General features: G+C 72.2%; 20 protein-coding genes. 3 read left to right on the top strand and 17 right to left on the bottom strand.

Going from position 1 to position 20625, the window contains the following annotated elements; genetic code table 11:
• The first annotated feature begins 6 nt into the window (after positions 1 to 6).
• Positions 7 to 402 carry a hypothetical protein gene (locus ACZ404_RS35995; protein WP_468447449.1) on the top strand — a complete coding sequence of 132 codons (396 nt, stop codon included), beginning with the start codon at positions 7 to 9 and terminating at the stop codon, positions 400 to 402.
• 51 nt (positions 403 to 453) lie between these two features.
• Here the strand turns inward: ACZ404_RS35995 and der are convergent, their stop codons facing one another.
• The 5 genes from der to aroH form a co-directional block, all read right to left on the bottom strand.
• Positions 454 to 1935, bottom strand: a complete 1482-nt coding sequence (gene der / locus ACZ404_RS35990) for a ribosome biogenesis GTPase Der (protein WP_468447447.1) — start codon at positions 1933 to 1935, stop codon at positions 454 to 456.
• Positions 1936 to 2000: 65 nt separating this feature from the next.
• Positions 2001 to 2600: a lysophospholipid acyltransferase family protein gene (locus ACZ404_RS35985; protein WP_468447491.1), complete on the bottom strand. Its 600-nt coding sequence runs from the start codon at positions 2598 to 2600 to the stop codon at positions 2001 to 2003.
• A 62-nt stretch (positions 2601 to 2662) separates the two neighbouring features.
• A complete protein-coding gene (gene cmk, locus ACZ404_RS35980; RefSeq protein ID WP_468447445.1) occupies positions 2663 to 3358 on the bottom strand; it encodes a (d)CMP kinase in 696 nt (231 codons plus the stop codon).
• A gap of 118 nt (positions 3359 to 3476) precedes the next feature.
• Positions 3477 to 4562, bottom strand: coding sequence for a prephenate dehydrogenase (locus ACZ404_RS35975; protein ID WP_468447443.1), 1086 nt, complete (start codon positions 4560 to 4562; stop codon positions 3477 to 3479).
• Entirely contained in the window at positions 4559 to 4921 is a 363-nt protein-coding gene (gene aroH, locus ACZ404_RS35970; RefSeq protein ID WP_468447441.1) for a chorismate mutase, read from the bottom strand. The genes ACZ404_RS35975 and aroH overlap by 4 nt, the downstream gene beginning before the upstream one ends.
• A gap of 160 nt (positions 4922 to 5081) precedes the next feature.
• Between aroH and ACZ404_RS35965 the strand changes: the two genes are divergently transcribed.
• Both ACZ404_RS35965 and ACZ404_RS35960 read left to right on the top strand, forming a co-directional pair.
• On the top strand, positions 5082 to 5510 hold the full coding sequence (locus ACZ404_RS35965; protein ID WP_468447439.1) for a Rieske (2Fe-2S) protein: 429 nt from the start codon (positions 5082 to 5084) through the stop codon (positions 5508 to 5510).
• Positions 5511 to 5532: 22 nt separating this feature from the next.
• A complete protein-coding gene (locus tag ACZ404_RS35960) occupies positions 5533 to 6258 on the top strand; it encodes a nucleotidyltransferase domain-containing protein (RefSeq protein WP_468447437.1) in 726 nt (241 codons plus the stop codon).
• Positions 6259 to 6310: 52 nt separating this feature from the next.
• On the opposite strand, the gene ACZ404_RS35955 is transcribed toward ACZ404_RS35960, so the two are convergent.
• The 12 genes from ACZ404_RS35955 to ACZ404_RS35900 all read right to left on the bottom strand — a co-directional run bounded on the left by ACZ404_RS35955 (position 6311) and on the right by ACZ404_RS35900 (position 20335).
• Positions 6311 to 7057 carry a nucleotidyltransferase domain-containing protein gene (locus ACZ404_RS35955; RefSeq protein ID WP_468447435.1) on the bottom strand — a complete coding sequence of 249 codons (747 nt, stop codon included), beginning with the start codon at positions 7055 to 7057 and terminating at the stop codon, positions 6311 to 6313.
• A gap of 3 nt (positions 7058 to 7060) precedes the next feature.
• A complete protein-coding gene (locus ACZ404_RS35950) occupies positions 7061 to 8083 on the bottom strand; it encodes an ADP-ribosylglycohydrolase family protein (RefSeq protein WP_468447433.1) in 1023 nt (340 codons plus the stop codon).
• The gene (locus tag ACZ404_RS35945) at positions 8080 to 8808 is read right to left on the bottom strand and encodes an NUDIX hydrolase (RefSeq protein WP_468447431.1); all 729 of its coding nucleotides are present in this window, start codon (positions 8806 to 8808) and stop codon (positions 8080 to 8082) included. Before ACZ404_RS35945 ends, ACZ404_RS35950 begins: the two co-directional genes overlap by 4 nt.
• 53 nt (positions 8809 to 8861) lie before the next feature.
• Positions 8862 to 9923 carry a pseudouridine synthase gene (locus ACZ404_RS35940; protein ID WP_468447429.1) on the bottom strand — a complete coding sequence of 354 codons (1062 nt, stop codon included), beginning with the start codon at positions 9921 to 9923 and terminating at the stop codon, positions 8862 to 8864.
• 12 nt (positions 9924 to 9935) lie between these two features.
• Positions 9936 to 10586 (bottom strand): SMC-Scp complex subunit ScpB, encoded by a 651-nt coding sequence (gene scpB / locus ACZ404_RS35935; protein ID WP_468447427.1) that lies wholly within the window; start codon positions 10584 to 10586, stop codon positions 9936 to 9938.
• Positions 10587 to 10599: 13 nt separating this feature from the next.
• Positions 10600 to 11766, bottom strand: coding sequence for a segregation and condensation protein A (locus ACZ404_RS35930; RefSeq protein WP_468447489.1), 1167 nt, complete (start codon positions 11764 to 11766; stop codon positions 10600 to 10602).
• 480 nt (positions 11767 to 12246) lie between these two features.
• Complete coding sequence (locus ACZ404_RS35925; protein ID WP_468447425.1) at positions 12247 to 12801, bottom strand: hypothetical protein; 555 nt, start codon at positions 12799 to 12801, stop codon at positions 12247 to 12249.
• On the bottom strand, positions 12786 to 13919 hold the full coding sequence (locus ACZ404_RS35920; RefSeq protein WP_468447423.1) for a ParA family protein: 1134 nt from the start codon (positions 13917 to 13919) through the stop codon (positions 12786 to 12788). Before ACZ404_RS35920 ends, ACZ404_RS35925 begins: the two co-directional genes overlap by 16 nt.
• A 412-nt stretch (positions 13920 to 14331) precedes the next feature.
• The gene (gene ald / locus ACZ404_RS35915; RefSeq protein WP_468447421.1) at positions 14332 to 15456 is read right to left on the bottom strand and encodes an alanine dehydrogenase; all 1125 of its coding nucleotides are present in this window, start codon (positions 15454 to 15456) and stop codon (positions 14332 to 14334) included.
• A 139-nt stretch (positions 15457 to 15595) separates the two neighbouring features.
• Positions 15596 to 17656, bottom strand: a complete 2061-nt coding sequence (locus ACZ404_RS35910) for a tetratricopeptide repeat protein (RefSeq protein ID WP_468447419.1) — start codon at positions 17654 to 17656, stop codon at positions 15596 to 15598.
• 249 nt (positions 17657 to 17905) lie between these two features.
• Positions 17906 to 18532 carry an NUDIX domain-containing protein gene (locus tag ACZ404_RS35905; protein WP_468447417.1) on the bottom strand — a complete coding sequence of 209 codons (627 nt, stop codon included), beginning with the start codon at positions 18530 to 18532 and terminating at the stop codon, positions 17906 to 17908.
• 135 nt (positions 18533 to 18667) lie between these two features.
• Positions 18668 to 20335 carry a CTP synthase gene (locus ACZ404_RS35900; RefSeq protein WP_468447415.1) on the bottom strand — a complete coding sequence of 556 codons (1668 nt, stop codon included), beginning with the start codon at positions 20333 to 20335 and terminating at the stop codon, positions 18668 to 18670.
• Between the last annotated feature and the right edge of the window lie 290 nt (positions 20336 to 20625).

The following is a 20625-nucleotide window of genomic DNA, read 5'->3' as shown; positions in this document are numbered from 1 at the left end:
ACATACGTGCACACATACGACACTCCTCCTCCCCGCCGGCCCGCCTTCTCCCCCATCCCGTCCGCCCGGACGGGGCAGGAGGCGACCGCGGGGCCATCGGCCACGCCGATCTACGACTCGCTCTACGCGGAGTGGGTCAAGAGCTTCCGTACGCTGCCCGGGGACCGCAGCGGTGAGGAGGAGCTGGGGTTCAGTCCCTTCGGGATCGCCCCGCACAGCAGCGGCTCGTACCGCTCGAGCTCGTACAGCGCCTACAGCGCCGGGGCGTACAGCGCCCGCCACAGCGGCGGCCAGCAGCAGCCGCAGTGGCAGCGCATCGGCACACTCGGGCGGCAGCACGACACCGGCATGCACTACGTCCCGGCGGCAGCGCTGCCGCCGGCCCCGCGCCGCGGCACGTGAGACACGGCGAAGGGCGCCCCTTGGACCACAAGGGGCGCCCTTCGCGTCGTCCTACTTCTTCTTCGCGCCGCGCTTCTCGCGCACCCGTACCGAGATGTGGATCGGGGTGCCCTCGAAGCCGAACTCCTCGCGCAGACGGCGCTCGATGAAGCGCCGGTAGCCCGCCTCGATGAAGCCGGAGGCGAAGAGCACGAACCGCGGGGGCTTGGTGCCGGCCTGGGTGCCGAACAGGATGCGCGGCTGCTTGCCGCCCCGGACGGGGTGCGGGTGGGCCGAGACCAGCTCGCCGAGGAAGGCGTTCAGACGGCCGGTCGGCACACGCGTCTCCCAGCCGGCCAGCGCGGTCTCGATCGCCGGGACCAGCTTCTCCATGTGCCGGCCGGTGCGGGCCGAGACGTTGACGCGCGGGGCCCAGGCCACCTGGCCCAGCTCGGTCTCGATCTCCCGCTCCAGGTAGTAGCGGCGCTCCTCGTCCAGCGTGTCCCACTTGTTGAAGGCGAGGACGACCGCGCGGCCCGCCTCGACGGCCATGGTGACGATCCGCTGGTCCTGCACCGAGATGTTCTCGGAGGCGTCGATCAGGATGACCGCGACCTCGGCCTTCTCGACGGCGGCGGCGGTGCGCAGCGAGGCGTAGTAGTCGGCGCCCTGCTGGAGGTGGACGCGCTTGCGGATGCCCGCCGTGTCCACGAACTTCCAGGTCACGCCGCCCAGTTCGATCAGCTCGTCGACCGGGTCGCGGGTGGTGCCCGCCAGCTCGTTGACGACGACGCGCTCCTCGCCGGCCACCTTGTTCAGCAGCGAGGACTTGCCGACGTTCGGGCGGCCGATGAGCGCGATGCGGCGGGGGCCGCCGACGGCGGTGCCGAAGCTCTGCTCGGGCGCCTCGGGCAGCGCCTCCAGAACGGCGTCCAGCATGTCGCCGGTGCCGCGGCCGTGCAGCGCGGAGACCGGGTGCGGCTCGCCGAGGCCCAGGTTCCACAGGTAGGCGGCGTCGGCCTCGCCGCTCGGCCCGTCGACCTTGTTGGCGCACAGCACGACCGGCTTGCCGGCCTTGCGCAGCAGCCGTACGACCGCCTCGTCGGTGTCGGTGGCGCCGACCTTGGCGTCCACGACGAAGACGACCGCGTCGGCCGCGTCGATCGCGTACTCGGCCTGCGCGGCCACGGAGGCGTCGATGCCGAGGACGTCCTGCTCCCAGCCGCCGGTGTCGACGACCTTGAAGCGGCGGCCCGCCCACTCCGCCTCGTAGGTGACGCGGTCGCGGGTGACGCCGGGCCGGTCCTCGACGACCGCCTCGCGGCGGCCGATGATCCGGTTGACGAGGGTCGACTTGCCGACATTCGGGCGGCCGACGACGGCGAGCACGGGCAGCGGGCCGTGGCCCGCCGCCTCGATGGCGCCCTCGACGTCCTCGATGTCGAAGCCCTCTTCCGCGGCGAGCTCCATGAACTCCGCGTACTCGGCGTCGCCGAGAGCCCCGTGGTCGTACTCGTGCTCAGCCGAGTCGCCGGGCTGGATCTGGTCGTTCATGAAGTCCGTACCTCGTCGTTCATCGTGGTGATCGGTGGAGCGGCCCCGGTGGGCTGATCCACTACTCAAGTGTCGCTCTCGCGCCCGGTCAGGCGCCTGGCGTTTTCCAGGTGGGCGGTGAGCTGCTTCTGGATGCGCTCGGTCGCCTCGTCGAGCGCCCTGCGGGTGCGCCGGCCGCTGCCGTCGCCCGCTTCGAACGGGTCGCCGAAGACGACGTCGACGCGGGAGCGCAGCGGGGGCAGCGCCTTTATCAACCGGCCCCGCCGCTCGGAGCTTCCCAGGACGGCGACGGGCACGATCGGCGCCCCGCCGCGTACGGCGAAGTAGGCCAGCCCGGCGCGCAGCGAGGCGAAGTCGCCCTCGCCCCGGGTGCCCTCCGGGAAGATGCCCAGCACACCGCCGGCCTCCAGCACGCCGAGCGCCTGGGTGATCGCCGTGCGGTCGGCGGCGGCGCGGTCCACCTTGAGCTGGCCGATCCCGGTCAGGAACGGGTTCAGCGGGCCGGTGAACGCCTCCTTCTTGATCAGGAAGTGCGTCGGCCGGGGCGCCACGCCCATGACCATCGGGCCGTCGATGTTGTGGGAGTGGTTCACCGCGAAGATGACCGGCCCGGTGGCGGGCACCTTCCAGGCACCCAGCACACGCGGCCGCCACAGCCCGTACATCAGGCCGACGCCGATGCGCCGCCCGACCTCGGCGCCCCGCTCGGACGCGGCCGGCGGTCGGTTCACTTCCCGGCCCGCTTCTCCTCGACCAGGGTGACGACGCACTCGATGACCTGGGCGAGGGTGAGCTCGGTGGTGTCCACCTCGACCGCGTCGCCGGCCTTGGCGAGCGGCGAGGTCTTGCGGCCGGCGTCGGCCGCGTCCCGCTTGATCAGCGCCTCGCGGGTGGCATGCACGTCGGCGCCCTTGAGCTCGCCGCTGCGGCGGGCGGCGCGGGCCTCCGGGGAGGCGGTGAGGAACACCTTCAGGTCCGCGTCCGGCAGCACGGTCGTCCCGATGTCCCGGCCCTCGACCACGATGCCGTGCTCCGCGCCGGCGGCGAGGGAGCGCTGCAGCTCGGTGATCCGGGTGCGCACCTCGGGCACCGCGCTGACCGCGCTGACCTTGGCGGACACCTCCTGGGTGCGGATCGGTCCGGAGACGTCGACGCCGTCGACCGTGATGGTCGGGGCCGCCGGGTCGGTGCCGGAGACGATCTCCGGCTTGCCGGCGACGGCCGCGATGGCGGTCGGGTCCTCCAGGTCGATGCCGTTGTTCACCATCCACCAGGTGATCGCCCGGTACTGGGCTCCGGTGTCCAGGTAGCTCAGGCCGAGCTGGGCGGCCACGGCCTTCGACGTGCTCGACTTGCCCGTACCGGCGGGACCGTCGATCGCGACGATCACGGGCTTGGCGGTCGGGGCGGCGCCGTTTTCCACGGGAGGACACCTTCCTGGTGCGGTGCGGTGAGCGGGGTGCGGGGAGCGAGAGCGCCCCGCACAAGGTTACTGGGTACGAGTGACCCGAACGGACGACCGCCGTGTGACGTGCGGTGCCCTACTGCCGCAGCGCCCACCCGCGCTCCCGCAGCGCGGCGGTCAGCACCGGCACCGCCTTGGGCTCGACCATGAGCTGGACGAGACCGGCCTGCTGTCCGGTGGCGTGCTCGATGCGGACGTCCTCGATGTTGACCCCGGCCTGTCCCGCGTCGGCGAAGATCCGCGCCAGCTGCCCGGGCTGGTCGTCGATGAGCACCGCCACGGTCTCGTAGACACGCGGGGCGGAGCCGTGCTTGCCGGGGACGCGGACCTGGCCGGCGTTGCCGCGTCGCAGCACGTCCTCGATACCGGCCGCGCCCTCGCGGCGCTTGGCCTCGTCGGAGGACTGCAGGGAGCGCAGGGCCTCGACCGTCTCCTCCAGGTCGCCGGCGACGTCGGAGAGCAGGTCGGCGACGGGGCCGGGGTTGGCCGAGAGGATGTCGATCCACATCCGGGGGTCGGAGGCGGCGATCCGGGTCACATCGCGGATGCCCTGCCCGCACAGCCGTACGGCCGCCTCCTCGGCGTGCTCCAGGCGGGCGGCGACCATGCTGGAGACCAGGTGGGGCATGTGGGAGACGAGGGCGACGGCCCGGTCGTGGGCGTCGGCGTCCATGACGACCGGCACGGCCCGGCAGTGCGAGACCAGCTCCAGGGCGAGGTTGAGCACCTCGGTGTCGGTGTCCCGGGTCGGGGTGAGCACCCAGGGGCGGCCCTCGAAGAGGTCGCCGGTCGCGGCCAGCGGGCCGGACTTCTCCCGGCCGGACATGGGGTGGGTGCCGATGTAGGAGGCGAGATCCAGGCCCAGCGCCTCCAGCTCGCGGCGCGGGCCGCCCTTGACGCTGGCCACGTCGACGTAGCCGCGGGCCACGCCCCGGCCCATGGCGTCGGCGAGGACGGCGGCGACGTGGGCGGGCGGGGCGGCGACGAGCGCGAGGTCCACCGGGCCCTCGGGCGCCTGGTCGGTTCCGGCGCCCAGCGCGGCGGCCGTACGGGCCTGCTCGGGGTCGTGGTCGACGAGGTGGACGACGACACCCCGCTGGGTCAGGGCGAGCGCGGCTGAGGTACCGATGAGCCCGGTACCGATGACGAGTGCGGTCCTCACTGGGCGATGTCCTTGCGCAGGGCGGCGGCGGCGCCGAGGTAGACATGGGCGATCTCGGCGCGGGGCCGGTCGGACTCGATGTGCGCGAGGACCCGGACGACCCGGGGCATGGCACCCTCGATGTCCAGCTCCTGGGCACAGATCAGGGGGACGTCCACGATGCCGAGCTTGCGGGCGGCGGCCGCCGGGAAGTCGCTGTGCAGGTCGGGGGTGGCCGTGAACCAGATGCTGATCAGGTCGTCGGCGCTCAGGGCGTTGCGCTCCAGGATGGCGGTGAGCAGCGTCCCGACCCGCTCGTCCATGTGACCGGCGTCGTCCCGCTCCAGTTGGACGGCTCCACGGACCGCTCGTACCGCCACGGCGCTGCTCCTCGCTGACATGCGTGTCTGGTCTTGGTCCGTCCAGCGTAGTCAGCCCGCGTGGGCGGGGCGTGCGGCGACCGATCACTGAGACGATGCGGGCAGTCCGGTATGCACCGGTTTGAACAGCCGACCCCTAGTCTCTGTACGGAGTGGTGACATGACCCAGCCCGCGACGCGGCGCACGGTACTCGCGACGGGCGCTGGGGCGCTCGCCCTGGGATGCGCGGGATGCGGCGGCAACGGAGGCGGCGGCACCTCGGCGCCGGCCTCCCCGTCCGGCAAGGCGGCCTCGCCCGCCGGGAAGGAGCTGGGCCAGGTCGCCGACGTCCCGGAGGGCGGCGGCAAGATCTTCAAGGCGGAGAAGGTGGTGGTCACCCAGCCGAGCAAGGGGGACTACAAGGCCTTCTCGGCCATCTGCACCCACGAGGGCTGCACGGTGTCGAAGGTGGCGGACGGCACGATCGACTGTCCCTGTCACGGCAGCCGGTTCCACATCGCCGACGGCTCGGTGGCGCACGGCCCGGCGTCCAGGCCGCTGCCGCCGAAGACGATCAAGGTGGAGGGACATTCGATCCGCCTGATGTGAGGCGCCGCGTACGCTCCTGGGCATGCAGCCCGAGGACCTGGTGCGTCACCACACGATCTACTCCTGTGTCATGGGGTCGCGGGCCTTCGGCCTGGCCACGGGGGACAGCGACACCGACCGGCGGGGTGTCTTCCTCGCCCCCACTCCCCTGTTCTGGCGGTTCGAGAAGCCGCCGACGCATGTGGAGGGGCCGGGCGAGGAGCAGTTCTCCTGGGAACTGGAGCGGTTCTGCGAGCTGGCGCTGCGCGGCAACCCGAACATCCTGGAGTGCCTGCACTCACCGCTGGTGGAGCACGTGGACGACACCGGCCGCGAACTGCTGGCGCTGCGCGGGGCCTTCCTCTCCCGGCGCGTGCACGACACCTTCACCCGCTACGCCCTCGGCCAGCGCCGCAAGCTGGACGCGGATGTGCGGACGACGGGCGCCCCGCGCTGGAAGCACGCGATGCATCTGCTGCGGCTGCTGGCGAGCGCCCGCGACCTGCTGCGCACCGGGGAGCTGCGCGTCGACGTCGGCGACCGGCGCGAGGCGCTGCTGGCGGTGAAGCGGGGCGAGGTCTCGTGGGCGGAGGTGGAGGCCCGGATGACCCGCCTGGCCGCCGAGACCGACGAGGCCCTGCGCCGCACCCCCCTCCCCGCGGAACCGGACCACGCCCGCGTGTCCGCCTTCCTGTACCGCACCCGCCGCACCTCGGCCCGGACAGCGACCGTCCACCCGACCGCGGACGCGCCGGCCTCGCACGCCTAGCGCCTCGGCCCGGTCGAGCGTCCGCCGCCGCGCTCTGCGGGCCCTGCGGGCCTCAGCCCAGTCGGACCCGGATCACGAAGTCGTGCAGGGCGTCGTGGGCCGTGGGGGCGTCCGGGAGGGGGGAGGCGGCCTGGGCCTCGTCGAGGACGGTGTGCAGGCGTTCCACGTCGGCCGCCACGCGGGCGTGGTCGATGTCGGCCGTGCCGTGCTCGCGTTCCGCCTTCGCGGCGATCAGCTCGGGCACGTAGGCCGGCGCGTCGACCTGCTCCAGCAGCGTGGGCAGATGGGCCTGCACCTCGCCGCTGCGCATCAGACGGATGCCGGTGAGCAGCACCCGGAACGTGTAGAGCAGCGGCTTGAGTTCACCGGTCTTCTCGAACAGCCGCCACTGGGTCACCGCGAACCCCCGGTAGTGGTGGGCGTGGTGGCTGGTGAGGACGCCGGGGGCGAGCGCGACCAGCTCCCGGTGTGCCTCGGTGGTGTGCGCGACCAGCGGCGAGAGCAGCTGCTCCAGCACATAGCCGTTGCGCCGGAGCATCAGCCGGACGAACTTGCGCACGTCGTGGGTGACGAGGTCCATCTCGACGCCGAACCGCACCCATGCGCGCGACCGCGTCTCCTCGGGCTCGCGCAGCCCGACCAGATCGGCGGCGGGCAGCAGATGCGCGCCGCGCAGATCGAGGTCGGAGTCGCGCGAGGGAAAACCGTACAGATGGGCTCCGGAGACGGTCGCGAACAGCAGGGGGTCGGGCTGCTCGGCGATCACCGGCGTCAGGTCCATGTCGAGGTCGTCGATCATGGCCTAAGCGTCCCAGAGCGCTCCCAGCGTCAACAGGTCGCCCCGGTACTCGATCCGGTCCGCCCACGCGCCGGGCCACACCTCCGCGCCCAGCCAGGCGCCCGCGAAGGCCCCGGTGAGGCAGGCGATCGAATCGGAGTCGCCGGAGGAGCAGGCGGCCCTGCGCAGTGCGGTGACGGGCTCGTCGGGGAAGAGCAGGAAGCACAGCAGCCCGGTCGCGAGGGCCTCCTCGGCGATCCAGCCGGCGCCGGTGGCCAGGCACGGGTCGGTCTCCGGCGAGACCGTCCGCACGGCCTCCTGGAGCCGGCCGAGGATCTCCAGGCACTCGTCCCAGCCGCGCGCGATGAAGTGCTCGGGGCTCGGGTCCTGCGCCCGGGTCCACAGGTCGCCGAGCCAGGTGTGGTGGTAGTGGGCGCGGTGGTCGTAGGCGTACGAGCGCAGCTGTCCGACGAGCCCGGCCGGGTCGGTGCCCCGGGCCAGCAGGTGGACGGCCCGCGCGGTCAGGTCGGAGGCGGCCAGCGCGGTGGGGTGGCCGTGGGTGAGCGCGGACTGCAACTGGGCGGCACCGGCGCGCTGTTCGTCGCTCAGGCCGGGGGCGAGCCCGATGGGGGCGACGCGCATGTTGGCGCCGCAGCCCTTGGATCCGATCCGGCTCGCGTCCTGCCAGGCGCGCCCCTCCTCCTTCAGCAGCGAGCAGGCGGTCAGGCAGGTGTTGCCCGGGGCGCGGTTGTTGTCCGGCGACTGGTACCAGTCCACGAACTCCTCGCGCAGCGGCCGCTCCAGGCGCTTGGGGGCCAGCACCCCGCGGTCCATGGCGGTCCGCAGCGCGCGGCCGAGGGCGAGGGTCATCTGGGTGTCGTCGGAGACGAGGGCGCGCTGCGGCAGCTCCATCTCCCGCCAGGGCCCCCACGTGGCGAGGATCGAGGGCACGTCGTTGAACTCGGTCGGGAAGCCGAGGGCGTCCCCGAGGGCGAGTCCGAGGAGGGATCCGGTGGCGGCACGCTTGCTCGTCGGCCTGGTGGTCATGCGGGGCGTCCTTCCCGGGACGGTCGGAGGAGGGGCGGATGCAGGGTGGTGGCGGTGCCGGCGCGGTACAGCGCGGCCGGTTTGCCGCGCCCCCCGGTGAGCCGGGCGGCACCGGGGACGGGTTCGACGAAGCCGGGCGTGGCGAGCACCTTGCGGCGGAAGTTGGGCCGGTCCAGCGCGAGGCCCCACACGGTCTCGTAGACCTGCTGCAGCTCGCCGAGGGTGAACTCGGCCGGGCAGAAGGCGGTGGCCGCGCAGGTGTGCTCCAGCCGGTCGCCGACGCGCGCGTGGGCGTCGGCCAGGATCCGGTCGTGGTCGAAGGCGAGGGGCCCGGCGGTGTCGTACGGCTGCCAGCGGGCCTGGGCCGCGTCCCCGCCGCCGCGCGGCTCGGGGGGTTCGGGCAGCAGCGCGGTGAAGGCGACGGAGACGACCCGCATCCGGGGGTCGCGGTCCGGCTCGCTGTAGGTGCGCAGCTGCTCCAGGTCGAGCCCCGAGAGGTCGGCGAGGCCGGTCTCCTCGGCGAGTTCGCGCCGGGCGGCCGTCTCCGCCGACTCGTCGGGCAGCAGAAAGCCTCCGGGCAGCGCCCAGTGCCCCTTGTACGGCTCCTGCCCGCGCTCGACCAGCAGCACGTGCAGGGCGCCTTCGCGGATGGTGAGGACGGCGAGGTCGACGGTGACGGCGAAGGGCTCGTAGGCGGACTTGTCGTATCCCTGCAGCACAGGCACCCCCTTTAATAGTCATCACGACTATAAAAGGGGGTGCCCGGAAGCACAAGCTCCTAGAGGTCGACCTCCTGCATGAGCATCCCGACCTCGGTGTTGGACAGGCGGCGCAGCCAGCCCGACTTCTGGTCGCCCAGGGTGATCGGGCCGAAGGCGGTGCGCACCAGCTTGTCGACCGGGAAGCCCGCCTCCGCCAGCATCCGGCGGACGATGTGCTTGCGGCCCTCGTGCAGGGTCACCTCGACGAGGTAGTTCTTGCCGGTCTGCTCGACCACCCGGAAGTGGTCCGCGCGCGCGTAGCCGTCCTCGAGCTGGATGCCGTCCTTCAGGCGCTTGCCGAGGTCGCGCGGGATCGGGCCCACGATGTGCGCGAGGTAGGTCTTCTTCACGCCGTACTTGGGGTGGGTCAGCCGGTGCGCCAGCTCGCCGTGGTTGGTGAGCAGGATGACGCCCTCGGTCTCGGTGTCGAGCCGGCCGACGTGGAAGAGCCGCGTCTCACGGTTGGTGACGTAGTCCCCGAGGCACTGGCGCCCCTCGGGGTCCTCCATCGTCGACACGACACCGGCGGGCTTGTTGAGCGAGAAGAACTGGTACGACTGCGTCGCGACCGTCAGCCCGTCGACCTTGACCTCGTCCTTCTCCGGATCCACCCGGCGTCCCTGCTCCAGGACGATCTCGCCGTTGACCTCGACCCGGGCCTGCTCGATCAGCTCCTCGCAGGCCCGCCGGGAGCCGTAGCCCGCGCGCGCGAGGACCTTCTGCAGCCGCTCGCCCTCCTGCTCCGCACCGGGGAAGGTCTTGGGCAGCTTGATGTCCTTCTTGCCCGCGTACCTCTCCCGGTTGCGCTCCTCGACCCGCGTCTCGTACTCACGCGAGCGCGCGGGGGCCGTACGGCCGCCCTGCTGGGGCTTCTTCGGGCCGCCCTTGGCACCGCCGCGGGCCGCGCCGCCGCGCCCGGCCTTCGGGCCGTCCTGGGAGGCGCCGGGGCCCACGTCGTAGCGGCGCTCCTCGGGGCGGGGCTTGCGGGGACGGCCCTGCCCCTGGCGCTCGTCCCTGTTGTTGCCGGCCCCGCGGTAGTTACCGCGTCCGCCGCTCTTGCCGCTGCCGCTGCTTCGCATCAAAGTTCCGTCTTAGTCGTCCGCATCCTGACCGCCGGGCGCGTCCGGCGCGTCCGGGTCGAACGACGGGACTCCCTCCTGGGTCTCGGCCTCGATCGCCTCCGCCTCCGGGAGGAAGGGCGCGAGCTCCGGAAGCTCGTCCAGGCCGCGCAGGCCCATCCGCTCCAGGAAGTAGTTCGTCGTCCTGTACAGGATCGCACCTGTTTCGGGTTCCGCGCCCGCCTCCTCGACCAGACCGCGCTGCAGCAGGGTGCGCATGACGCCGTCGCAGTTGACCCCGCGCACGGCGGAGACCCGGCTGCGGCTGACCGGCTGGCGGTAGGCGACGACCGCGAGGGTCTCCAGGGCGGCCTGGGTGAGCCGGGCGGTCTGGCCGTCCAGCACCAGCCGCTCCACGGCCGGCGCGTACTGCGCGCGTGTGTAGAAACGCCAGCCGCCGGCGACGTACCGCAGCTCGAAGCCGCGGCCCTGCACGGTGTACTCGTCGGCCAGCTCGCGCAGCGCGTCCCCGATCTGCCGCTTGGGGCGTTCGAGGATCCGGGCGAGATGCTCCTCGGTGGCGGGCTCGTCCACGACCATGAGGACGGCCTCCAGGGCGGGCTTGAGGTCGAGACCGGACACGGACCGCAGCCCGGCCGGCACCTCGGTGGTCGGCTCACTCACGGCTTCTTCTCCGTCACGGCTTCTCCTTCTCGGGCTCCTGAGGCGGCCGGTCGAACTCGTCGGTGACCCGCGGCGTCGCGTCGCCGTCCCCGCCGGTCCAGCGCACGAGCAGCTCGCCGAGCGCGGCCTCCTGCTCCAGGGCGACGGCCTTCTCCCGGTACAGCTCCAGCAGCGCGAGGAACCGGGCCACGACCGTCAGGGTGTCGTCGGTGTCCTCGATGAGCGAGCGGAAGCTGGCCTCGCCGAGTTCCCGCAGCCGCGCGACCACGATCCCCGCCTGTTCCTGCACGCTGACCAGCGGGGCGTGGATGTGGTCGACGTACACCTGCGGCTTGGGCTTCGGCTGCATCGCCTTGACCGCGAGCCTGGCGAACCCCTCCGGGCCGATGCTGATGACGACCTCGGGGAGCAGCTCGGCGTGCTCGGGTTCGAGGCCGACGGTACGGGGGTGGCGGCGGGCCTCGTCGTCCAGACGGCTGCTGAAGATGTCGGCGATCTGCTTGTACGCGCGGTACTGCAGGAGCCGGGCGAACAGCAGGTCCCGGGCCTCCAGCAGCGCGAGGTCGGCCTCGTCCTCCACCTCGGCGGTGGGCAGCAGCCGGGCCGCCTTGAGGTCGAGCAGGGTGGCGGCGACGACCAGGAACTCCGTCGTCTGGTCCAGGTCCCAGTCCGGCCCCATGGCCCGGATGTGCGCCATGAACTCGTCGGTCACCTTCGACAGGGCGACCTCGGTGACGTCCAGCTTGTGCTTGGAGATCAGCTGGAGGAGAAGGTCGAAGGGGCCCTCGAAATTGGCGAGACGGACCTTGAAGACACCGTCGCGGGCCTCTGCGGCTCCGGCGTCGGCCGCTTCCCCGGCCACGGCGCCTGCGGGCTCTTCCCGCACGCCGCCTGCGGAAGCCTCAGGAACGGCCCGCCCGGGCGCCTCTCCGGGAACGGCGAGTCCCGGCACCTCTCCTGGGACGGCGAGTCCGGGCACCCTCTGCCGCACGGCGGCCTGCGGAGCCCTTCCCGGTACGGCGACTGCCGGTGCGTCTTCGGAGCCGGCGACTGCCGGTGCCTCTTGCGGCACGGCGAGTCCGGGCGCCTCTTCCGGCACGGTGGCTTCCGGAGCCACTTCCGGTGCAGCGACTGCCGCTGCCGATTGCGGTACCGCAACGCCGGGCGCCTCTTCCGGCACGGTGGCTTGCCGAGCCACTTCCGGTGCGGCGACTGCCGGTGCCTCCTGCGGTACGGCGAGCCCGGGCGCCTCCTGCGGTACGGCAACGCCGGGTGCCTCTTCCGGCATGGCGGCTTCCGGAGCTACTTCCAGTGCGGCGACTGCCGGTGCCTCCTGCGGTACGGCGAGCCCGTGCGCCTCTTCCGGCACGGCGGCTTGCGGAGCCACTTCCGGTGCGGCGACTGCCGGTGCCTCCTGCGGTACGGCGAGCCCGGGCGCCTCCTGCGGTACGGCAACGCCGGGTGCCTCTTCCGGCACGGTGGTGCCGGGTGCCTCTGTCCGTTCCGGGTTGGGGGCATCGCCGGGCTCGGCCTCGGGCGCGGGCGTGCTGTCCGCCGGAGGCGGTGCAGGCCGGGCCGCGGTCCCGGGGCCTCGCCCGAGGACCCGGCGGCGGCCGGCGGAGCCGGATTCGTTCGAGGTCATGGCCCCCGCAGGCTACCGCTACCGCCCGCGCAGCCGCCGTACGAGGATGCTCGCGTCCCCGCGGGACTCCAGGTCCGCCAGGACCACCGCCACCGCCTCTCGGACGATGCGCCCGCGGTCGACGGCCAGCCCGTGCTCGCCGCGCAGCACCAGCCGGGCGTGCTCGAGGTCCATCAGCTCTTCGGCGGAGACGTACACCGTGATCTTCTCGTCGTGCCGCTCGCGCCCGCTGGGCCGCCGGTTCGCCGCCCGGCCCCGCTTGCGCGGCGCCGCGGCGGCGGCAGAAGAACCTTCCTGCGCCGGCTGCCGTCGCGCCGGCCGGGTGCGGGACTCGCCGGTCCCGTCGCCTTCCGCCTCCGCCGCGGCGTGCTCCGCTCCCTCTCCGTCACCGCTCTGGACGGGCACCGCCTGCGGTGCGTCCTCCGCGGCGGCCACGTCGTCGCTCTCTCCCGCGGGAGCCGGCACCCGGGCCTCGCCGCCCGCCCCGCGCCGGGGCGTGGACGGCTGGAGTGCCATCCCCCCGGTCGTACGGAACAGTTCGTCGGCCCCGGGCAGACTCACTCGGCGTGACACCGGGCGAGCACCTCCCTGGCGAGCTGGCGGTAGGCGGCGGCACCGACGGAGTTGGAGGCGTACGTGGTGATCGGCTCACCGGCGACCGTGGTCTCCGGGAAGCGGACCGTGCGCCCGATGACCGTGTGATAGACGTGGTCGTCGAACGCCTCGACGACGCGCGCGAGCACCTCACGGCTGTGCACGGTGCGCGAGTCGTACATCGTGGCGAGGATGCCGTCCAGTTCGAGCTCGGGGTTGAGTCGTTCCTGGACCTTCTCGATGGTCTCGGTCAGCAGGGCCACGCCGCGCAGCGCGAAGAACTCGCACTCCAGCGGCACGATCACCTTGTGGGCGGCGGTCAGCGCGTTGACGGTGAGCAGGCCGAGCGAGGGCTGGCAGTCGATCACGATGTAGTCGTAGTCGTCCATCAGCGGCTTGAGCGCGCGCTGCAGGGTCGACTCGCGCGCGACCTCGGAGACCAGCTGGACCTCGGCGGCCGACAGGTCGATGTTGCTGGGCAGCAGGTCCATGTTCGGGACCGCCGTCTTCAGGAGCACCTCGTCGGCCGACATGCCCCGCTCCATGAGCAGGTTGTAGACAGTGAGGTCGAGCTCCATCGGGTTGACGCCGAGACCCACCGACAGCGCGCCCTGCGGGTCGAAGTCCACGAGCAGCACGCGCCGGCCGTACTCCGCGAGCGCGGCACCCAGGTTGATGGTCGACGTCGTCTTGCCGACGCCGCCCTTCTGGTTGCACATCGCGATGATCTTCGCGGGGCCGTGGTCGGTCAGCGGGCCCGGGATCGGGAAGTACGGCAGCGGGCGTCCGGTCGGGCCGATGCGCTCACGGCGCTGGCGGGCCGCGTCGGGCGCGAGCGTGGCCGCGTACTCGGGATCGGGCTCGTACTCGGCGTCGGGGTCGTAGAAGTGCCCCTCGGGCAGTTCGTCGTAGTCGGCGAAGTGGTTGTGGGGCGCGCCACTTCCGTCGCCGGCCATGGCGTTCACGTGATGGCCATCCATGCTCTGGTGTGCTGTCCGGGCGGTCTGCGGACCCGGACTCTGGTGGGCTGCGAAGGTGCGCACAGCGACGGAGCCGACAGCCTCGAATCCCGCGGGGCCCTGGCCCCGTACAGGCATTCCTGGTTGACCACCCCCGGGAGAAAATGTCGACTCATTCACAAGTCGTCTTACCTCCTTGGTGACCAGGAAACTTCTAGACAAGGTCAGCGTGGCACCATGCCGACGGTTGGCGACTCTATGGCGTGTCGGCGGTCCGCAGCAACACAATCAGCCGGACCCGGCAGGATGTGTCGGCAATGAAACATCCCGCTGTCAAGGGCGTACGGCCGTCGCACGGCAGGTTTCGCCGGTGTGCGAATCGGTCGAAGGGTTACGTTCGAGGCGAGTTGACCGAGCGTCGCAAAGTGACCATACACACATCCGGCCGGACCTTGTCGGGCAAGGTCCGGCCGGGTGCGCAGTGTTGACGAGGCATGTTGACGAATCGCCTTGTGCCTGATGGCGACTTGGTGACTCGGTCGCCGGCGGATCAGCCGAGCAGGGTCTCCAGCTCGACGTGCTCCAGGCCGTGCGCCTCGGCGACCTCCTTGTAAACGACCTTGCCGTCATGGGTGTTGAGGCCCTTGGCGAGCGCGGGGTCGCGGCGCAGCGCCTCCACCCAGCCACGGTTGGCCAGTTCGACGATGTACGGCAGCGTGGCGTTGGTCAGCGCGTAGGTGGAGGTGTTGGGCACCGCGCCGGGCATGTTGGCGACGCAGTAGAACACCGACTCGTGGACCTTGAAGGTCGGCTCGGCGTGCGTGGTCGGGTGGGAGTCCTCGAAGCAGCCGCCCTGGTCGATCGCGATGTCGACAAGGACACTTCCGGCCTTCATCCGGGACACCAGCTCGTTGGTGACCAGCTTCGGGGCCTTGGCGCCCGGGATGAGCACGGCACCGACGACGAGGTCGGCCTCGAGGCAGGCCTTCTCGAGCTCGAAGGCGTTGGAGACGACGGTCTGGATCTTCGTGCCGAAGACCTTGTCCGCCTCCTTGAGCTTGTTGATGTCCTTGTCGAGCAGCGTGACGTGGAAGCCGAGGCCGACGGCGATCTGCGCGGCGTTCCAGCCGGAGACGCCGCCGCCGATGATGACGGCCTTGCCGGCCGGCACGCCCGGGACGCCGCCGGGCAGGACACCGCGCCCGCCGTTCTTGGCCATCAGGTGGTAGGCGCCGACCTGCGGGGCCAGCCGGCCCGCGACCTCGGACATGGGGGCGAGCAGCGGCAGGGCGCGGCTGGGCAGCTCGACCGTCTCGTACGCGATCGCCGTGGTGCCGGACTCCAGCAGGGCGTCGGTGCACTCCCGGGAGGCGGCCAGGTGCAGGTAGGTGAAGAGGATCTGGTCCTTGCGGAGGCGGTGGTACTCCTCGGCGATGGGCTCCTTGACCTTCAGCAGCAGGTCGGCGGTGGCCCAGACCTCGTCGGCCGTGTCGAGGATCTCGGCGCCGGCCGCCAGGTACTCCTCGTCCGGGATCGAGGAGCCGACGCCGGCGTTCCGCTCGACGACGACCTGGTGGCCGTGGCGCACCAGCTCGTGCACACCGGCGGGGGTGATGGCCACCCGGAACTCGTTGTTCTTGACCTCGCGGGGGATGCCGACCTTCACGTCGATCACGGTCCTTGGCTCAGAGGGTATGGAGGGTGCTTTACAAGACATACCCAGGCATGCCGGGGCATACCGGGAGACACCGCAGGAGAACGAGCGGCAGAGCCAGTTTAATGAAGGCGTTCCGACTGTCTAGCCTTTCATTGCATCAATCTTCGCCGGATGGACTGCGGATTTCGCAGGCATCACTGTCCGGTTCCTGCCCTGTGTCGTCCTCCGGAGGCCTCTCGCCCAGCATGCGCTCGGCCGTCGCGCGGTGCAGCTGGGCGGCCGCGTGGTCGCCGAGCCGGTCCAGGGTGTCGGCCACCCGGAGCTGCAGCGCGGCCTGCAGCCGGACGTCCTCGGCGCGCCGCGCCCACTCCACCGCCTCCTGACAGGTACGCAGCGACTCCTCGGGCCGGCCGGCGTACTCCTGCACCCGGGCCAGCTCGCTCAACGCCCGTGCGTAGGCCGGGACATCGCCCTCCTTGCGGTACCCGGCGGCGGCCGCCCGCCAGTTCCTGAGCGCCTCGCCGTAGCGGCCCGCGTAGGTGTGCGCGGTGCCGATCCGGCCGTACAGCCGGGCGGCCTCGGCGCGCTCGCCCCGGGCCAGCCGCTCGGCCAGCGCCCGGCCGAACCAGTCGGCGGCCCGGTCGTGATCGGCGAGCTCCTGATAGGCACCGCCTACGGATTCCATCGCGCGGCCGGTCGCGTACGGGTCGTTCGCCTCCCGTCCGGCGTCCAGCGCGGCCCGGTAGCGGGCCAGCGCGGCCCGGGTCCGGCCGGTGCGCGCGTCCAGATCGGCCAGGTTCAGCAGGGCCGCGGCCTGCTCCCGGTGCAGTCCGCGCCGCTCGGCGACATCGAGCACCATGCCGTGCAACCCGTACAGATCCGGTGCCGCCGCCTGCGTGCCGAAGTGCGCGACCAGGGCCCTGACCAGCTGGGACATCAGCCGGCGGGCGAGGGTGTCCAGCTCCCCGTCGGCCACGGCCAGCCGGGCGGCGGCCAGCAGGGCGGGCCGGCGCACGCGCAGCCATTCGGCGGCGGCGCGCGGGGAGGGGAAGCGCAGTGCCGGGGGGACCTCCTGCAGCTTCTCCCGGGCCTGCGGGCTGTCCGTCTCGGTGATCGCCCGGCACGCCTGCAGCAGCCGTACGTTGCGCTCCAGCATGCGGGCCCGGGCGAGCTGCAGCTCCGCCGGGCGTTCCTGGGCCTCGGCGCGGGCACGCAGCAGCGGGTGCAGACAGCCGGGCACGTCGTACTCGGGCAGCGGGGAGTCCACCGCGCGCAGCAGCCCGAGCGCGGTGAGGTCGTCCAGGGCGGCGCGGGCGGCGCCGACCGAGCAGCCGGCCAGGGCGGAGGCGGTGTGCGGGTCGACCAGGCCGGCCGGAGCCAGGGAGAGCAGGCGCAGTATCCGGGCGGCCTGGCCGGGCAGCTGGTCGTGGACGAGCCGGAAGACGCGGGCGAGCGGGGCGATGCCGTCCTCGGTGTCCGCGTGCATCCGCTTGGCGAGGTCGGAGACGGCCGCCTGGGGCCGGGAGGCGAGCCAGCCGCCGGCCAGGGTGAGCGCGGCGGGCTGGCCCTGGCAGGCCTCGGCCAGGTTCTCCGCGGCGCGCGGATCGACGGTGATGCGGACCGAGCCGGTGTACCGGGTGAGCAGCTCGACGGCCGACTTGGTGTCGAGGCCGCCCAGGGTGCAGGGGCGGACGTCGGCGATGCCGGTGAGCGGGCCGCCGGAGACGGCGATCACCAGGCAGTCGGGGGCGTCCGGGAGCAGTGCGTCGACCTGCTCGGCGCCGGCCGCGTCGTCCAGCAGGAGCAGCGCGCGCCGGCCGGCGAGGGTCGCGCGCAGCGCCTCGCACAGCTCGTCCCCCGACGCCCCGGCGGGGCCCTGCACGTCCAGCGCGGCGAGCAGCTCGCGGGCGGTGCGCTCGAGGGGGACGGGGGTGCCGTCGGGCTCGCTGAGCCGGGCCCGCAGCACGCCGTCGGGGTAGCGGTCGGCGACCAGCCGGGCGAGTTCCCCGGCGAGGGCGGTGCGGCCGGAGCCGGGGCGGCCCGCGATGAGGAGCACGCGCGCGCGGGGGGCCTTGCGGCCGGAGAGGGTGTCCAGGCCGGCGCGCTCGATGTCGGCGCGCAGTTCCTTCAACTCCCGGGTGCGGCCCAGGAAATCGATCGTCGCGGCCCGCTGCGAGGACAGCCGCACGCCGTCTGTGTCCACCGCCTGATCCGTCACGGGCCACACTCCCGTCCCACCGCACGCGCAAGCCCGCCGGATCTTCCGGTACGGGCGTTCCAGAGCCTAGTTCACGCTCTGCGACGCCCTCGAAAGAGCGCGACGGACACGTCCCCCGATCGGATCAGGCGATCGTCACACCACCACACGGACGGCCGAGCCCGGCACGCGGCGTGGGCGAGTCCAGGAGGCGGCGACGGCCGGTGCACGGCGCGGACCGGTCGGCCCGGGTCGCGGCAGTGGGGCGGGTCAGGAGGCGAAGGGGCGGGCCGGCCACGGGGCGTCGGCCGGGCGGAGGGCGTCGAGGCCCTCCTGGGCGCGGGCCGCGACCAGGGAGAGGACGCCCACGACGAGGCAGTTGTTGTGCACGTCGCCGGCGAGCACCCGGCGCACCAGCTCGTCGACCGGCACGCGCGCGTGCTCCATGTCGGTCTCCTCGTGCTCCGCCTCGTACCGCTCCCCGTCGGCCGCCGAGAGATCACGGGCGAGGAAGATCCGCACGGCCTCGTCGCAGCCGCCCGGGGTGGTGTACACGTCGGTCAGGACCCGCCAGTCCTCCGCCTTGACGTGCGCCTCCTCGTACAGCTCCCGCTGGGCCGCGTGCAGCGGGTTCTCGCCGGGCACGTCGAGCAGGCCGGCCGGGATCTCCCACAGCTTGTGCCGCACCGGGTGCCGGTACTGGTTGATGAGCAGGACCCGGTCCTCCTCGTCCAGCGCGAGCACGGCGACCGAGCCGGGGTGCACCTGGTAGTCGCGGCGTACCACGGACCCGTCGGGCATGACCACGTCGTCCGTGCGGACGGAGGTCTTGTTCCCGGTGAACGGGGTCGCGGTCGCCCGGATCTCCCACTCCTCGGGGGTGTCCTTGATGGTCATGCCCTTTGTCCTCCCACGTGCTGTCACAACCGGCCGGCCGACGGTCCGGCCACGGAGCGGCCGACCGGCCGGCCGACGGAAACCGGGGTGCCCACCTTTGAAGGTATGCACCCCGGCAACCGTACAACTGACGTGTTACTTGGAATTCTTCCGCTCGACCGACGCCTTCACGAGCCCGGCGAACAGCGGGTGCGGACGCGTCGGACGCGAGCGCAGCTCGGGATGCGCCTGCGTGGCGACCAGGTAGGGGTGGACGTCCCGCGGGTACTCCACGTACTCGACGAGCTTGCCGTCCGGCGAGGTGCCCGAGAAGAGGATGCCGGCCTTCTTCTCCAGCTCCGCGCGGTAGGCGTTGTTCACCTCGTAGCGGTGCCGGTGCCGCTCCTCGACGTACTCCTTGCCGTCGTACACCTCGCGCACGATCGAGCCCTCGGCCAGCTTCGCCGGGTACATGCCCAGCCGCATGGTGCCGCCCATGTCGCCCTCGCCGGCGACGATGTCCATCTGCTCGGCCATGGTGGAGATGACCGGGTGGGCGGTGGCCGGGTCGAACTCGGTGGAGTTGGCGTCCGGGATGTCGGCCAGGTTGCGCGCGGCCTCGATCACGATGCACTGCAGGCCCAGGCACAGGCCCAGCAGCGGGATCCGGTTCTCCCGGGCGTAGCGGATCGCGCCGACCTTGCCGAGCACACCGCGGTCGCCGAAGCCGCCCGGAATGCAGATGCCGTCGACGTCGGCGAGCTGGGCCTTGGCGCCCGCCGGGGTCTTGCAGTCGTCCGAGGTGACCCACTTGATCTTGACGCGGGCCTTGTTCGCGAAACCGCCGGCGCGCAGCGCCTCGGTCACCGACAGGTACGCGTCGGGCAGGTCGATGTACTTGCCGACCAGCGCGAGGGTGATCTCGTGGTCGGGGTTGTGGACGCGGTCGAGCAGGTCGTCCCAGGTCGTCCAGTCGACGTCCCGGAAGGGCAGGTCCAGCTTGCGGACGACATAGGCGTCCAGGCCCTCGCCGTGCACGGTCTTCGGGATGTCGTAGATCGAGCGGGCGTCCGGGCAGGCGACCACGGCGGCCTCGTCCACGTCGCACATCAGCGAGATCTTGCGCTTGATGGCGGTGGGCACCTCGCGGTCGCAGCGCAGCACGATCGCGTCGGGCTGGATGCCGATGTTGCGCAGCGCGGCGACGGAGTGCTGGGTCGGCTTGGTCTTCAGCTCGCCGGAGGGGCCGATGTAGGGCAGCAGCGAGATGTGGACGACGAAGACGTTGTCCCGGCCGACCTCGTGGCGGACCTGGCGGACGGTCTCCAGGAACGGCAGCGACTCGATGTCGCCGACGGTGCCGCCGACCTCGGTGATGACGACGTCCACCTCGTCGGTGGCCATGCGGCGGATGCGGTGCTTGATCTCGTTGGTGATGTGCGGGATGACCTGCACGGTGTCGCCCAGGTACTCGCCGCGCCGCTCCTTGGCGATCACCGTCGAGTAGACCTGGCCTGTAGTGACATTGGCGGTGCCGTCCAGGTCACGGTCGAGGAAGCGCTCGTAGTGTCCGATGTCCAGGTCGGTCTCGGCGCCGTCGTTGGTGACGAACACCTCACCGTGCTGGAAGGGGTTCATCGTGCCCGGGTCGACGTTCAGGTACGGATCGAGCTTCTGCATCACCACGCGCAGACCGCGGGCCTTGAGCAGCATGCCCAGGCTGGAGGCGGTGAGGCCCTTGCCGAGCGAGGAGGCGACACCCCCGGTGACGAAGATGTGCTTGGTCGTCGTGGCTGCACTGTTCCGAAAAGCAGGGGGCGGCATGGCCAAGAGGGGGCTCCCGTGGTCGCTGTCTGTGATGCGGGGCGGCTTCCGGACCGGAAACTTCCGGGGGTGCCGTCGCTGCGGTTCGGGGGTTCGTCTCCCACCGGTCCACGGGCTACCAGCGTATCAGCGCCTCGACGAGATGGCTTCCGGTCACGTTCCGTGCACGGCCCTGCACCGACCCGTACGGTGCACAGAGTCTCCCTCGTGTGCTCACTCGATCGGCTCACACGGGTTGCCCGGAGCAGCACGCGGATCATGTACCTGCGTCGTATCCTGCTCGGACACTC

This window comes from Streptomyces sp. NPDC030798, from assembly GCF_055572275.1.
This window is presented reverse-complemented; position numbering and strand designations above follow the sequence as displayed.